Origin of the sequence: Pseudomonas sp. ATCC 43928, from assembly GCF_005938665.2 — a bacterium.
Taxonomy (GTDB): domain Bacteria; phylum Pseudomonadota; class Gammaproteobacteria; order Pseudomonadales; family Pseudomonadaceae; genus Aquipseudomonas.
Genome location: NZ_CP041753.1, coordinates 4,189,633 through 4,203,235 on the forward strand (window position 1 = coordinate 4,189,633; position 13,603 = coordinate 4,203,235).

At 54.4% G+C, this 13,603-nt stretch carries 16 protein-coding genes; 10 read left to right on the forward strand and 6 right to left on the reverse strand.

Annotated elements, in window-relative coordinates; translation table 11 throughout:
- Positions 1–110 precede the first annotated feature (110 nt).
- Both FFH90_RS19140 and tssI read left to right on the forward strand, forming a co-directional pair.
- A complete protein-coding gene (locus FFH90_RS19140) occupies positions 111–1,214 on the forward strand; it encodes a polyamine ABC transporter substrate-binding protein (RefSeq protein WP_018925631.1) in 1,104 nt (367 codons plus the stop codon).
- Positions 1,215–1,456: 242 nt separating this feature from the next.
- A complete protein-coding gene (tssI, locus tag FFH90_RS19145) occupies positions 1,457–2,752 on the forward strand; it encodes a type VI secretion system tip protein TssI/VgrG (protein ID WP_138867860.1) in 1,296 nt (431 codons plus the stop codon).
- 67 nt (positions 2,753–2,819) lie between these two features.
- Here the strand turns inward: tssI and FFH90_RS19150 are convergent, their stop codons facing one another.
- The gene (locus tag FFH90_RS19150) at positions 2,820–3,515 is read right to left on the reverse strand and encodes a class I SAM-dependent methyltransferase (protein ID WP_290371236.1); all 696 of its coding nucleotides are present in this window, start codon (positions 3,513–3,515) and stop codon (positions 2,820–2,822) included.
- Between the two features lie 181 nt (positions 3,516–3,696).
- Positions 3,697–4,053 (reverse strand): VOC family protein, encoded by a 357-nt coding sequence (locus FFH90_RS19155; protein WP_111455136.1) that lies wholly within the window; start codon positions 4,051–4,053, stop codon positions 3,697–3,699.
- A 141-nt stretch (positions 4,054–4,194) separates the two neighbouring features.
- Between FFH90_RS19155 and FFH90_RS19160 the strand changes: the two genes are divergently transcribed.
- Together FFH90_RS19160 and FFH90_RS19165 are read left to right on the forward strand one after the other, a co-directional pair.
- Entirely contained in the window at positions 4,195–4,647 is a 453-nt protein-coding gene (locus tag FFH90_RS19160) for a thiol-disulfide oxidoreductase DCC family protein (RefSeq protein WP_064618657.1), read from the forward strand.
- Positions 4,644–5,012, forward strand: coding sequence for a DoxX-like family protein (locus FFH90_RS19165; protein WP_138867862.1), 369 nt, complete (start codon positions 4,644–4,646; stop codon positions 5,010–5,012). The genes FFH90_RS19160 and FFH90_RS19165 overlap by 4 nt, the downstream gene beginning before the upstream one ends.
- Positions 5,013–5,026: 14 nt before the next feature.
- On the opposite strand, the gene FFH90_RS19170 is transcribed toward FFH90_RS19165, so the two are convergent.
- The 3 genes from FFH90_RS19170 to FFH90_RS19180 form a co-directional block, all read right to left on the reverse strand.
- Complete coding sequence (locus FFH90_RS19170) at positions 5,027–5,518, reverse strand: DUF2269 domain-containing protein (protein ID WP_138867863.1); 492 nt, start codon at positions 5,516–5,518, stop codon at positions 5,027–5,029.
- A gap of 1 nt (position 5,519) precedes the next feature.
- Positions 5,520–6,647, reverse strand: coding sequence for a saccharopine dehydrogenase family protein (locus FFH90_RS19175; protein ID WP_138867864.1), 1,128 nt, complete (start codon positions 6,645–6,647; stop codon positions 5,520–5,522).
- Between the two features lie 82 nt (positions 6,648–6,729).
- Positions 6,730–7,314, reverse strand: coding sequence for a DUF4157 domain-containing protein (locus tag FFH90_RS19180; protein WP_018925624.1), 585 nt, complete (start codon positions 7,312–7,314; stop codon positions 6,730–6,732).
- A 294-nt stretch (positions 7,315–7,608) separates the two neighbouring features.
- Here FFH90_RS19180 and FFH90_RS19185 point away from each other — a divergent pair, with 294 nt between their 5' ends.
- The 4 genes from FFH90_RS19185 to FFH90_RS19200 all read left to right on the forward strand — a co-directional run bounded on the left by FFH90_RS19185 (position 7,609) and on the right by FFH90_RS19200 (position 11,188).
- Positions 7,609–8,478 (forward strand): GyrI-like domain-containing protein, encoded by an 870-nt coding sequence (locus tag FFH90_RS19185; protein WP_138867865.1) that lies wholly within the window; start codon positions 7,609–7,611, stop codon positions 8,476–8,478.
- A 738-nt stretch (positions 8,479–9,216) separates the two neighbouring features.
- Complete coding sequence (locus FFH90_RS19190; RefSeq protein ID WP_138867866.1) at positions 9,217–9,579, forward strand: hypothetical protein; 363 nt, start codon at positions 9,217–9,219, stop codon at positions 9,577–9,579.
- Positions 9,580–9,701: 122 nt separating this feature from the next.
- The gene (locus FFH90_RS19195) at positions 9,702–9,941 is read left to right on the forward strand and encodes a hypothetical protein (RefSeq protein WP_086944936.1); all 240 of its coding nucleotides are present in this window, start codon (positions 9,702–9,704) and stop codon (positions 9,939–9,941) included.
- Positions 9,942–10,933: 992 nt separating this feature from the next.
- Positions 10,934–11,188 carry a hypothetical protein gene (locus FFH90_RS19200; RefSeq protein ID WP_138867867.1) on the forward strand — a complete coding sequence of 85 codons (255 nt, stop codon included), beginning with the start codon at positions 10,934–10,936 and terminating at the stop codon, positions 11,186–11,188.
- 196 nt (positions 11,189–11,384) lie between these two features.
- Here FFH90_RS19200 and FFH90_RS19205 read toward each other — a convergent pair whose 3' ends face one another.
- A complete protein-coding gene (locus FFH90_RS19205; protein WP_111454166.1) occupies positions 11,385–11,849 on the reverse strand; it encodes a VOC family protein in 465 nt (154 codons plus the stop codon).
- A 204-nt stretch (positions 11,850–12,053) separates the two neighbouring features.
- On the opposite strand from FFH90_RS19205, the gene FFH90_RS19210 reads away from it, so the two are divergent.
- A complete protein-coding gene (locus tag FFH90_RS19210; RefSeq protein WP_138867868.1) occupies positions 12,054–13,118 on the forward strand; it encodes an alpha/beta fold hydrolase in 1,065 nt (354 codons plus the stop codon).
- 159 nt (positions 13,119–13,277) lie between these two features.
- Positions 13,278–13,589, forward strand: a complete 312-nt coding sequence (locus tag FFH90_RS30420; protein ID WP_081626497.1) for a hypothetical protein — start codon at positions 13,278–13,280, stop codon at positions 13,587–13,589.
- Positions 13,590–13,603 lie beyond the last annotated feature (14 nt).

The following is a 13,603-nucleotide window of genomic DNA, read 5'->3' on the forward strand; positions in this document are numbered from 1 at the left end:
TAGGTCAGAGGTAAGTATTCGTAGGTATTTACTATTCGGTAACGCCCGGTATATTCGCTGGCAGGACTTACGATGGCCATGAGGGCACATCGTCTTGATAAGGATGTTGCATGAGAAAATCACGTTTGCGAACCATTTTTTCGGCCTCGCTTCTCTGTGCTGGGATGAGCACATCAGTGGGAGCTGTAGAGCCTGGGGTGCATCTGTACAACTGGTTCGGGCTTCTCGCACCGGAGACCCCAAAGGAGTTTGAGCAGGCAACTGGCACCAGAGTGCATATGGATGCTTTCGACAGCGCCGAAATCATGCAGAGCAAAGTAATGGCTGGGCGCACGGGGTATGACGTGGTTGTGGCCACCTCCAATGTGTTGCCAAGCCTGATCCAGGCGGGAGTACTTCAGCCGCTGGATCGTAATCAACTGAGTAATTTGTCCCATATCGATCCTGATATCTTGTCCCAGGTCGCGGTCAATGATCCTGGTAATCGCTACGCTGTGCCCTATCTATGGGGTACTACCGGCATTGGCTATGACGTTGACAAAGTCAAAGCGGCATTGGGTGATAATGCTCCGGTGAATAGCTGGGATTTGATCTTCAAAGAAGAAAACATCAGCAAGCTCCAGTCGTGTGGCGTGGCAATGCTTGACTCTCCAAGTGAGATCATTTCGATTGCCTTGCATTACCTTGGGCTCCCCAGCAACAGCAGGAACCCGGATGATTACCAGAAAGCTCAAGCCCTACTGTTAAAAATCCGCCCCTACGTCCTCTATTTCGACTCCTCCCGAATTGACGCTGACCTGGCTGACGGCAATATTTGTGCAGTCGTGGGATGGGCTAATGGTGCCCTTGCTGCGCAGGCCATCAACGAGAAGACCAACACTGGACGCAAGATTACCTACAGCCTTCCTCGCGAAGGAGCGCTGGTCTGGTCGGAAAATCTGGTTCTTCTAAAAGACGCGCCCCACCCAAAGGAAGGTATGGCGTTTATTAATTACATGTTGCGACCAGAAGTTATTGCCAAGACCTCAAACCACACTCTCTACCCTAACGCTAACAAAGATGCCGCTGAGTTTGTCGAACAGAAGTTGCGAGACAACCCCTGGATTTATCCAGACAAAAAGACCATTGCCACACTTATCCCACTTGAGCCACTGCCATTGAAGCTGGAGCGAATCCGCACGCGGATCTGGACCAAAGTGAAGAGTGGTGTGTGATCTGACTTGATTTGTCGCCTGTTGCTCTATGCATGTCTTTATTTTACGCGGACGTGCTTGAGCAGCAGGTTGAGGCTATTTATGTCCGGAAAGTAAGACGCAAACGCCAATATACAAGAGCGCCAAATTAGTGGATTAGTGCCTGTTATAGGCTCTTGCCCTGAGCTGGACTTACCCGGCTTCCTGACATTGACATCTGCGACAGCCCCGATTCAACACTTTATGCAAGAAGAGAACAGTGGATGTTCAGCCCAGCCAATCAGACGTCTTTCAGTTTGACCATCGACGGTTTTGCGCACGATTTTCAAGTACTCGCATTCTCCGGAGATGAGGCGATCAGCAGGCCTTACCTCTTCAACGTGGAGCTTGTTAGCGAGCGGTCTGACCTGGATCTCGAAAGCCTCTTCGACGTAGAGGCTTTTCTGACCTTCGACGCGAAGGGCAACGGCGTCCATGGACGGATCTATCACATCGCCCAAAGCGGTAATCATCAGCGTTTGACGCACTACAATCTGGCCCTCGTACCGCACCTGTCCTACTTGCGCCACCGCATCAACCAGAGGATCTATCAACAGTTCTCGGTGCCGAAAATCGTCGCCTTGATACTGGAAGAACACGGGATTGTGGGTGAGGCTTATCGGTTTCATCTGGGGTCGACCTACCCCGAGCGTGACTACTGTACCCAGTACGATGAAACGGATTTGCACTTTATTCAGCGCTTGTGCGAAGAAGAAGGTATCCACTTCCACTTCCAACACAGCGCTCAAGGCCACGTACTGGTCTTTGGCGATGACCAGGCGGCTTTTCCCAGGATTGGGCAACCCACTGCTTATGGACAAGAGAGCGATAGAGTGGCCAACGAGCCACTGATCAAGCGCTTCAACCTACGTCTGGGGAGAAACGAGCAACAGCCAGGCATGGAAAACGATGACAAGCTGAAGCCTTTCACAAGCCATGAGCACGGCAAGCAGATAAGTCTGCGTGCTATGGAGCGCCGCCATGCGGCTTATCGTCAAGCCGAAGGGCAAGGTGACCAGACCCGGTTAGTCAGTGGCCATGTTCTGGAGATCTCTGGCCACCCGCGCCAGGAATGGAACGACCGATGGTTACTGACTCAGGTCATCCACGAAGGCAAGCAACCACAGGTATTGAGCGAGAACATCGCCAGTGGCAACACAAACAACGAGGATGACTTTCATCAGGGTTACCGCAACCGCTTTATCGTTCTTCCGTGGGACGTGTCCTATCGTCCGCCTTTGGCTCACAAGAAACCTCAGGTACCAAGTAACCACACCGCTGTGATCATCGCTCTGGAAGACGAGGAGATCCAAGGTGATAGGCGCCTCGGAAGGGCCAAGGTCAAGTTCCCCTGGGACCGCGAAGGTAGATTTGACGACAAGAGTTGTTGTTGGCTGAGGGGGACCTCCAATTGGAGTTGCGAAATGACGCCTCCCCGAACGGGTATGGAAGTCATGGTTACATTTCTCGAAAACGACCCCGATCAACCGCTGATCAGCGGTTGCCTGTGCTGCCGCTAACCGTAAACCCTATAAGGGCAGCAACAGTCAGGTTGAAATTTACCCCTGCAATTACTTAGTCAAGGGCTCAAGCCAGCAGGTCGGCGATCCACCGGGCCTGCCGGGCGACATCCTGCACCTTCTCCTCGGGCACGGCCTGCCGCGCCTTGGCGAAGTTGCTCAGGGTCCGCTGTTTCTCGCGCAACAGGCGTTGCCACTTGATCAGGAATGCCGAGCTGCGTGCCCGCATCTGCAGCGGACCAAAATACAGTTCCTCGGCGGTGTACATCACCGGCCCGGTGCGCTCGGCGACGATGATTTCGTAGTCGAAGCGGTTTTCCCGCAGCACTTCCTCGCAGAGGATGCAGTAACCATTTTCCATCAGCCATTGGCGCAGTGGCTGCTCGCCGCCGTTGGGTTGAAGGATCAGGCGCTCCTGGCCGCTCAGACGTGCCTTGCCGCTGTCGAGAATGTCGCGGATCGTCTCACCGCCCATGCCGCAGATGCTGATTGCCGTGATCCCGTCTCCCGGCTCGATTGCCGTCAGGCCATCGGCCAGGCGCACGGTGATCCACTGGTCCAGGTCGTTCTCGCGCACGGTGCGTTCGGCCGAGCGAAATGGCGTCAATGCCACCTCTCCGGCCACCGCCGCCACGATGGCGCCACGGCGCATCAATGCCACAGGCAGGTAGCCGTGATCCGAGCCGATATCGGCCAGGCGCGCACCTGCTGGCACATGTGCCGCCACGCGTTCCAGGCGCATGGACAATGTCTGTTGGTTCAACTGCTGCCCCTTTTCACCACGAACGTCCGGCACCTTTGACCGGGTCGGCCCGCGATTCTGGCGAGCAACGCAGTGCATTTCAAATTTATGCGACCAGGGTCATGGCTCGACCCGCACCTACCGCTTGAGTATCGGCCCAAAGCGAACCCTGCTAATGGATCGCTTTGGGCCGACCTGAGACCTACTGCCGAGCCGTCCAAACGGCCAGTTCATAGCCATCCGGATCAATGAAGTGGAACCTGCTTCCACCAGGGAACGAGAATACTTCGCGGCTGATAACAGCGCCCAAGGCTTTGAGCCGTTGCTGCGCCTCATCGAGATCATCCGAGTACAAAATGATCAAAGGGCCACCAGGTCGAACCGGCTCTCCCGTAGTGAAGCCACCGGTAAGGCGGCCATCACTGAATTCCGTATAAGTTGGGCCGTAGTCGACGAATGTCCAGCCGAACGCACTGCCGTAGAAAGCTTTGCTGCGAGCAATGTCGTCGACATTAAATTCAATATTGTCGATCTGCCGGTCTTTACCACGCACACTCATGGATGCCTCCTTGGCTGATATTAAAGGAACAATGATATTGCAGCTGCCGGCAAGGAGCAGCCCCCCTTCGGCGAAATGCAGACTTTAACGCTGGCACGCGGTTATGATCCGGGATAATCAGGTTCCCTTGGATCCACGCTTATGCCCACCTCGAAAATCCGCCCCTCACCCGCGCCGCTGCTCAAACCAGGAGAGACGGTGGTCTTGTTCGACGGTGTCTGCAAGCTGTGCAATGGTTGGGCGAGGTTCTTGATTCGCCATGACCGCCAGCAGCGCGTGCGGTTGGCGGCGGTTCAGTCACCCGAGGGGCAAGTCCTGCTCGCGTGGGCAGGTTTGCCCGTGGATCAATTCGACACCATGGCGGTGATCCGCGACCGACACTTCTGGGAGCGTTCGGATGCATTTTTCGAAGTCATCGCCCAGTTGCCCGCTCTCTGGCGCCCAGTGAACCTGTTGCGCATCTTCCCTCGCATGCTTCGAGATTGGGCATACGACCGCATTGCGCTTAATCGTTATCGGCTTTTCGGGAAATACGACACGTGCCTGCTGCCGGATCCTGATCATGAACAACGCTTTTTGAAAGCGCCCCTATGAACGCCCTCACACGTATGAACTGGATCGCCCGTGGGGGGCTGGCGTTCATGTTTGGCTACCACGGTCTGATTCCCAAGTTGCTGTGGCTAAGCCCTGGCGAGCGAACAATGATCCAGTCTCACGGGATCACTCAGGTTGAGCTGTTCGCCAATATTGCCGGGGTCGCAGAAATTGCGCTGGCCTTATGGATACTGATCGCACCGCGCAGTGCCTGGCCTCTTGCCGTCGCCGCGGCGGCGCTGTTTGGCCTGCTGCTGGATGTAGCAATTTTCAATCCATCAATGCTCAAGGAGGCCTTCAATCCAGTCTCGTTGAATGTGGCGGGACTTACCCTGTGCGCAGTGGCCTGGAACACCAAGACTTGAGCCAGCCGATCCTGCTATCCCAATAGCCCAACCAGTTGCACCGGCGTCATCTTCGTCACCATCATCAGCACAATCACAAACATCCCGACAAAACCGACCACCCCCATCCACCACCATTTTTTGTACACGGATCGGTATTCATCATCGAGTCCGTTGCCAGCCTCAACTGCGCACGACGCCATCAGGTACAGCCGCTTCTGCAACACCAGCACCGGCAGCCAAAGCGAACCCACGCAGAAGAAGATAATCAACGAAGTCAGTACCCACTCCGTGGTCATGGGTAGTCCGGAGAGCCTTATCAGCAGGTAGCCCGTGATGATCTGTACAAAGCCTGCCGGCGTGGTAATCCAGGTGTCGAAGCGCACGACCATCCGGGCCACATGCGCGATCACTTGAGGGTTGGCCGTGCGGCTGGCAGCGATCAGGTAGAGGTAGGACCCCATGCCGAATCCGAACAGGAAAATCGCGGCAATGATGTGGAGGTACTTCAGGCATAGATAGAGCATGTCAGCGCAGCTCGCCAGAGAACTGCACAGACAGGCTCAAATTGTCCGGATCGTTGATCGCTGCCATGTATTCATCGACGGTAATTTCGCCCACGCAAGCCCTGGCACCGGGATACGGCACATAGCCCTGGGCCATTTTTGCGGCCAAGGCTACAGATGCGCAGCTTGGGATTTGCGGACCTTTGTCATTGGTGGCCGTCAGTTGCACGGTCATGGCCAGCGGTTTCCCATCAACTCCCTTGCCCTGAACGTCGATGTACATCGCGCTTTTGCCATCGCCGAAACGTTCAAACCGGGTCCCCAGCCGATGCAGTCTGGCGGCCCAAAGGGCATGGTCGCGAACCAGCCCGATCTTCAACGCCTGAGCCAGCAGATAGTTGGCGACACCACCCAGCTTCAAGCCCGCGCCGGCCTTGAAGCTCAGGGTTTGCGCGCCATAGCGGCTGGCGAAAATATCCATGTCCGGCACATCGACGTTGGCCAGCACGCGAGTGCCCAGATGCGGCATCTTGCGCAGCGTCAGATCCTGCCAACCCGACACTTCATGCACCTTGCCATTCTTGAGTTGCCTGATCGGTTTACCTGCGTAGGCGAGTACGCCTTCGACGGTCGACAATCCCGGCATCTTCGCCGAAGAGGAAATGCCATGCTCGATCGAGTCGATACGACTGAAGCGATAGCGCTGCTGATCGATGATGGCTGACGATAGCGTCGGCACCGAACTGCAGCCACTGAGGATCGCCACTCCTGCCTGTTTCGCCAAGGCATCGAGTACGCCAACGCCGTTGACGAAGGTTCGGCAGTCAGACAGGTCGCAGTAGTTCACGCCAGCCTCGATGCAGCTCTCGGCGACCGCATAGGATTGCCCCTGAAACGGGCCGCCAGTATGGATGACCAACTGGATGTCCATCGAGCGCAAAACGGATTTGAACTCAGTGCCCATGGCATTGCCGCACCAACTTTCGGCGACAGTGCCCGATTGGCTTTTCAACTCATCGACTTTGCGCTGCAACTTGTGTGGATCGCGGCCCGAGATCACCAGTTCCACATCTGGCATTACCGCCAAATGCCTGCAAACGATGCTACCGAAGTTTCCGTAGCCACCGACCACCATCACCCTGAACACCATTCAACTCTTCCCTAACTGACAGGCTGCTTTCAGCCAATAATGACTGCTTTATGCCTGTAATGTCAGGCGGCTTCGCTACCCTTCATTGAGTCCCTCCCCGCACCGACCGTCGAACTTCAGCCTGTATGGCATAAGCCGGCGCCTCCACAGCATTGAAATCTTGTGTATAGCGCTGGGCAAATCCTTCTACCCCCCATTCCCGAAACTGCTGCACGTGCTTCAGTTCGTGAGCCCAGAGCGCGATGTCCTGTTCTGCGGTTTGAGTGTCCCGGAAGAGGATGATGTCGATCAGCGTCACGGCACCGACGTCGGGGTTTTGCAGCATGGAAGTGGCGGCGCTGAATTGGCCGTTGTCGCTCACTTTGTAGTGCGCGGCATCAAGGACGCTGGGGTCGTACCAGCGCAGCAGTTGCTCCCGGATGTGCGGTGGAATGGGTTGGATCTCGGCGCTGGCTGCTTCAGCGCGGGCTTGGGTCAGCCACAGCGCCAGGGCAGGTGCCGCGACCTGGTAGACGCCATCAGGCACCTGCCCCAGATCTGGCAGGCAGATGCAGCCGTTCAGGCACACTTGTTTCTCGCCAGGTGGGCAGGCGTTAGTCTGGGCTTGCACTACAGGAGTCAGGCCAAGAACAGACAGCGCCACCAGGCATGTGATGATGGGCGGCATTGGGCCCTCCAGGGACGGAAGCAGCGCGAACAGCGAATCACAATTGATCGATGACCCGCATAACTTTAGCGCACCCTTGTCGGGTCTCTTCTCGATGATTGCCTGGGGGTAATTGCTGCCCTCACAACGACAGCAACAGTCGATCAGAAGTGATCGGACTGGGTATACGGTGTCTCATGGTGGAAGAGATCGCATTGGCCAACCCAAAACATACCTTGAGCAAACGCGGCTAGGCGCGTTTACACCGCTATAGTCGATTCTATTGCCGACCGTACTTCCAGGAGCCTTTTCCCAGTGTCTGACATGCCGAGCAACTTCGCCTACACAAAACGCTTCAACGCCGTACTCGCCTACATCGATGCCAATCTTGAAGGTGACTTGTCGGTGAAGACGTTGAGTCATGTGGCGAACTTTTCGGTGTTTCACTTCCATCGACAATTCAGCGCGTTCGCAGGTGTGCCGGTCTCACGTTATGTGCAACTGATGCGGCTACGACGCGCGGCACATCGCCTGGCCTCCCTCGCTGATCACTCGGTACTGGACGCGGCACTCGGTGCCGGCTTTGAAAGCCCCGAGGCATTTTGCAGGGCGTTCAGGCGGGCGTTCGGTATGACCCCGAGTGCGTTCAGGAAGGAACCGAACTGGCAGGTCTGGAATGCGGTATTCGCAATCCCTCATTTTTCCAGGACTATCATCATGCAAGTACGAATCGTGGAATTCCCAGAAGTCAGGGTCGCAGCGCTTGAGCACTGCGGACCACCCGGGCTCGTCAATGAGAGCGTGCGCAAGTTCATCGAGTGGCGTATGCAGAGCGGACAGTCGCCGGTGGCATCGAGTCGCACCTTTGGCATTCCCTATGGCAACCCCGACACGACACCTGCACAAGCATTCCGCTTCGCCATCTGCGGCGAGATTCACGAGGCTGTGACGCCGAATGAGTTCGGCGTGCGCGAGATCGTCATTCCTGGCGGTCGCTGCGTCGTGGTGCGACATACGGGGTCACCGGATCACATCGGCGAAACGATCTATCCGATATACCGTGATTGGCTTCCTGCCAGTGGCGAGGAACTCCGTGACCACCCGTTGTTCTTCAATTACCTGAGCGTCTATCCCGAGACACCGCAGGATCAATGGCAAACTGACGTGTATGTTCCGCTTCAATAGCGGAGCAAGCAGCTTTCGACCCTGACGGACATTGACGAGTGTCCGCTCAGGGTTGGCATCCACATCAACGACGACAGCTTCTTTGCCCGTAACCCAGGGCCTGTTAACGCTTCGCGACAAAGTCAACGAGGGGAAAGCGCAAACCCGCGAAATCCTCGACTGCAGAAAGCCATCCTGACCGGTCGCTTTCCAGTCCCATTGGCAAGTTTTCAAACCCTGTACTACTGTCATCTCGTGCTGGATGCTCGGGATCGCGGACGTTCGATCTCCCCCAAGGTCATGGAATGAAGACCCCATCGTGAACACACAAGTGTTCCAACCGCTGTGCATACGACGTGTACGACGAGCCCAATGTGGCTCCGGTTCACAGGGAGGTGCTTATGGTAGTTTCAGGTCTAAAGTTTCGGCAGCAAATGCTGAGTATTCACCAATGTATTGATATAAAACATTCTGCTTTTCTCCCCTACCTCACCTCGCATCCTGGCTCCCTATTTCAGCCCGCTACGTACCAGTAATTGAGCATGCGCAGAGTGCACTGCCTGAGCATGTGCCTAGTGTTGTTGCCTGCCTGCCGGCATGGTTATGGCTGATGACATTCCATTTCCCGGAGGTACTGCTCGAGATGTACAGTCAATACTAGGCACAACCACCTTTTTCATCCCCCAAGGTGGCCCGATTCATGGACCTGTACTGTATGCACTCCCCAAGTACAGCGGGCAATGATGCGAAGAGAAAATGATGAATACTATTAAAGGCAGCGCACCAAAAACCACTATCAAAAAAATACTGCTTTGGATGCTACTACTCGCCATAACATCATACGTCACATCATGCATATTTATTTCAAAACAGAAAAGCATAGCTTTTGAAGCAATCAATATTGGCGATACACAAGGGGTTGTTATCAACCGACTCGGGATCCCTTCTCATGTAGAAAAACCAAGCACTTTATTTACCCGCTACGCATCGCACCACTGCCAACATCCTTGCGTTGAGCGACTATGGTTTGAAAACCGTTTATCCTTTGATATAGAAGCATGGTCGGTAGAACTGGATGAAGGTGGCCGAGTAGTTAAGAAAGCTTATTGGGCATCGCCATAACTGGCCATGTACTGCTCTTTGAAACGCGCTTAATCCTAGCGTAGGAACTGGACCATGAGTAAACTAGAAAAAAGGAGCAAAGTAGGAGTCCGTATTGCATTAACTATTGTCTTGTTATTGACATGCATTGTTTTTTTATTGGCATTGAGCTGTATTCTGGAATTGCACCACAAAAAGCCGTTGGCTACCCCAATTCCGGCCAACTTAAGCTTTATGTATTATTTCCAGCCGCATCAGTTCTTATTAGCGCTTTAATGCTGACCTTCTCAAAAAAACTGCCGAACTGGTTGTTGATTGTTTTTATACCGATTCAATTCATCGCTATTTTTACGGTTTTTATTTTTTTTGGTGGTGGTGTGTAAGGGCGTCGCTTGTCGGGAAATGGAATTAACGCTACCGCTGGCTGCTGGGGGGGGGCGTTTCTGATTCGTGGTCACTAGGTAATGGGGCCGCATCAGGGTTTGGATTCGTTTCTCCACAACTAGGTGCTAATTATAACTACTCCTTCCAGGCTGCAAGGAAGATTGGATCAGAATGGTGGAAATTATGACTATTGGGCTATTGGCTTTTATTATAATACTGTGCTTACTGGGAATAATGTGCTTGTTTTTTTCTGAGAAAACGCAAGGCATTATAATCAAGTTAATTGACCGGGCAGGCGCATCAAAAAATTACCCATTCAAGAGCTTGATCAGGTCAAGCAATTATCTATATATTCTTAGATCAGTTGGCACATTAGCTCTTCTAATGTCTTTTTTCTTAACATGGGGACTGATAAATAACTTATAAAAAATATACACACATATGGAGATCACTCATGGTATCTGCATGGAAATACCCCACCCCGGCGAGCTTCCAGATCAGAAAGCATGTCCGGCCCGGCCATTGGCTTGCCCGCAATTGGTGCGGTGCTAGCGGGTGAAAGTAAGCCATCAAAGTCAGGGTGTAAAAATGACCGACGGAAGCGAACACTTATTTATCGGAAGACTGGCAATCCTGCCATTTGCCTTTGTTCAGTGGGGCGTTTTGCTTTGGTATGTGAGTTCATTGCGGCGATTACGTGACAATTTTCTGAAAAGATTAATAGGAGGAGCCGTATCTATTGCGACCATTTTCGCAGTGACATTCGGACAAATGGAAGCTTACACAATAATCACTTCTATGCCGCACCCAATGACTGACAACTTCTTCTTTATTGCATTCTCCATCGAGCACGCTGCGTCCATCTTCTTTATCTTCTACACTGTAATTAAAAGACGAAACCACCGAAGGAGAGGGATATACCGATAGCGGCTCACAAGATCAATCTGTAATCAGAGGCAATCTGGCGATACAAAATCTGGGAGGCGAGAGAATGAATGCACTTAAACGCGTCGCGGGAGTACTGGCCTTAGGCTTTTGGTTTTCTTCATTTTTTGCCTGGAAATACTTTGATGCTCACGGACTGAGAACGCCGGATCTTCAAAGTGGAAAAACCTACCCGCTGGATACGCACGGTTCGGTTGTATACCTAACGTCCCATGAGCATTACTTTTTGTACGGTTTGATCATCGCTGGCATAGTGTTTTTCCTGCTCAGCGCTGTTTTTTATTTTGTCGGGAGCAAGTGACCATAGTTTGTTGCCAGTGGACACAATGAAGAAGCACCATGGCGCTAACCAGCAACATTTCACTCTACGACAGTCGATGGCCCACGCTCTTCCATAGCGCCACGGTTTATGGGGGCAGTCTCGACATCCGCTCGCAGTGACCACGTAGAGCCTGGACCAATCGGCTAGTCAGCGTGGCAATGCCGAGCGCCCTCCCTCAGCCCTCCTCGGCAAATGCCTCCTTGATAAATGCCTCCAGCTCTTTCTCTTCAAGCAACTCAATAGAAAAATGCCCGAAGCGTTTCGGTAACCAGAGTATGCGTGTCCCACTTGGCGTCTGGAGGTTATCGCGAGACAGCGGTTTGCCGTTCTCATCTTCCGGCTGGACGCCTGCGTCGATCAATTCGTCATAGGCTACCTCGATATCCGGTGTGGAATAGCAGTGCCGGTAGATGGTGCCTTCGCCGTTGGCGTCCATCAGAGCCTTGAGATTTCCGGTAAACGGTTGCACCAGCATAAGGCGCTCCGTTCCGAACATAACGATCGCATAGCGCACGTGCAAACCGTCGCGCTGCCAATCAAGTGTCTTTGAAATTCTGGCGCTGAAGACACGGGCGTAATACTTGCACGCTTCCTCGAGGTCTTTGACGAGAACATCGACGTGGCTGAACTTTAATTTCAATGGCCTCACCTTTTTCAGACATGCGATTTGATACCGAGATCTCTCCTTATGTATCACAGTGTGTCTGATTAGCCTCTCGATACATGGCTTTTCACTTGGCCTGCGATTCGACACAGGCCAGATACGTCGCCGCGTTCAAATGCAAACAAGGTTTCAAGGGCTCAGCCAGATCCCCTGGCCAACGACTTGCAACGGAGACATCACATGAAGATGGCACTGCAGAACAAAACCGGCAAAACCCGCCACCGCCTGGTCGGCTCGTCGATCCTCGCGCTTACCCTGTTCGGCGTTCTCGGTGCGGCCCACGCACAAACGACCGCCGCGGCGCAGCCAACCTCGGCCAATGCTGGTGCCACTCATGCAACACCCTCCCCGTTCGGCCCGCTCAAGCATGTCAACGCCGGCCTGTTGGACGTGGCATACGCCGAAACAGGCCCGGCTAATGGGCCAGTGGTGATTCTTCTGCACGGCTGGCCGTACGACATTCACAGCTATGACGAGGTCGCCCCGTTGCTTGCCGCGAAGGGCTATCGAGTGCTGATGCCGTATGCGCGTGGCTATGGCGATACGCATTTTCTGTCCGATAAAACCGTTCGCAATGGCCAACCGGCTGCGCTGGCCAGTGACGTCATCGACTTCATGGATGCGCTGAAGATCAAACAAGCCGTGCTCGGTGGTTACGATTGGGGCGCACGCTCGGCCGACATCGTCTCGGCGCTGTGGCCAGAACGGGTCAAGGCGCTGGTCTCGGTCAGCGGGTATCTGATCGGCAATCAGGCGGCCGGCAAGAACCCGCTGCCACCCAAGGCTGAATTGCAGTGGTGGTATCAGTTTTACTTCGCCACCGATCGCGGTCGCGCCGGGTACGAGAAAAACACCCACGACTTCGCCAAGTTGATATGGCAACTGGCTTCGCCGAAATGGGCGTTCGACGACGCCACTTTCGACCGCAGCGCCAAGGCGCTGGACAACCCCGACCATGTCGACATCACCGTATTCAACTACCGCTGGCGCCTGGGCCTGGTCCAGGGCGAGAGCCGATACGAAGCGCTGGAGCAGAAACTGGCCACGGCGCCTTCCATCAGCGTGCCGACCATCACCCTTGAAGGCGATGCCAACGGTGCGCCGCACCCGGCCCCCGAGGATTACGCCAAGCGCTTCACCGGCAAATACGAGTTCCGGCTGATCAGCGGCGGCATCGGCCACAACCTGCCGCAGGAAGATCCGCAGGCGTTCGCCAAGGCTGTGATTGATGCGGATCACCTTTGAGGTGATCTGACATCCATGCACTTGCCCCGCTGAACACCTTCACAACAACGGCTCGTTTATTTAACGAGCCGTTTTAACCAAGGCAGGCGTAACACCGTCTAATCTGAATAGAACACGACCACAAACACGCCTCCAACCTCTTGATACAGGGGAAACGGGATGATCGGCAAAACAGCACGCCAATGTTCGTCATGGATCCTCCCTTCCCTGCTCGTCATCAACCTGGCCCTGACCGCGGGCTGTGCGGGCAAAACTTCCACGGCCCGCTACTCGGCCTCAAGTACAGACTCAAGCGCAGGCTCAAGTTGCTATGCAAAAGCGCTACCCACTGCTGGCGAGGGCGGCCTGGCCTGGGGCTCCACCCTGGACAAGGCTCGCCAAAAGTCCATGGATAACTGCATACGCTATGCCGGCCAATCCGGTGGCACGCCGACTACCTGTCATGTGGTGATGGCGGAGTGCAAAAACTGATAGCAAGGTGTATC

What these genes read in the sequence shown, in the direction of transcription:
- FFH90_RS19140 (WP_018925631.1), top strand. Translation starts at nt 111, where the DNA reads ATGAGAAAATCACGTTTGCGAACCATTTTTTCGGCCTCGCTTCTCTGT.
- tssI (WP_138867860.1), top strand. Translation starts at nt 1,457, where the DNA reads ATGTTCAGCCCAGCCAATCAGACGTCTTTCAGTTTGACCATCGACGGT.
- FFH90_RS19155 (WP_111455136.1), bottom strand. Translation starts at nt 4,053, where the DNA reads ATGAGTGTGCGTGGTAAAGACCGGCAGATCGACAATATTGAATTTAAT.
- FFH90_RS19160 (WP_064618657.1), top strand. Translation starts at nt 4,195, where the DNA reads ATGCCCACCTCGAAAATCCGCCCCTCACCCGCGCCGCTGCTCAAACCA.
- FFH90_RS19165 (WP_138867862.1), top strand. Translation starts at nt 4,644, where the DNA reads ATGAACGCCCTCACACGTATGAACTGGATCGCCCGTGGGGGGCTGGCG.
- FFH90_RS19170 (WP_138867863.1), bottom strand. Translation starts at nt 5,518, where the DNA reads ATGCTCTATCTATGCCTGAAGTACCTCCACATCATTGCCGCGATTTTC.
- FFH90_RS19175 (WP_138867864.1), bottom strand. Translation starts at nt 6,647, where the DNA reads ATGGTGTTCAGGGTGATGGTGGTCGGTGGCTACGGAAACTTCGGTAGC.
- FFH90_RS19180 (WP_018925624.1), bottom strand. Translation starts at nt 7,314, where the DNA reads ATGCCGCCCATCATCACATGCCTGGTGGCGCTGTCTGTTCTTGGCCTG.
- FFH90_RS19190 (WP_138867866.1), top strand. Translation starts at nt 9,217, where the DNA reads ATGAATACTATTAAAGGCAGCGCACCAAAAACCACTATCAAAAAAATA.
- FFH90_RS19195 (WP_086944936.1), top strand. Translation starts at nt 9,702, where the DNA reads ATGCATTGTTTTTTTATTGGCATTGAGCTGTATTCTGGAATTGCACCA.
- FFH90_RS19200 (WP_138867867.1), top strand. Translation starts at nt 10,934, where the DNA reads ATGAATGCACTTAAACGCGTCGCGGGAGTACTGGCCTTAGGCTTTTGG.
- FFH90_RS19210 (WP_138867868.1), top strand. Translation starts at nt 12,054, where the DNA reads ATGAAGATGGCACTGCAGAACAAAACCGGCAAAACCCGCCACCGCCTG.
- FFH90_RS30420 (WP_081626497.1), top strand. Translation starts at nt 13,278, where the DNA reads ATGATCGGCAAAACAGCACGCCAATGTTCGTCATGGATCCTCCCTTCC.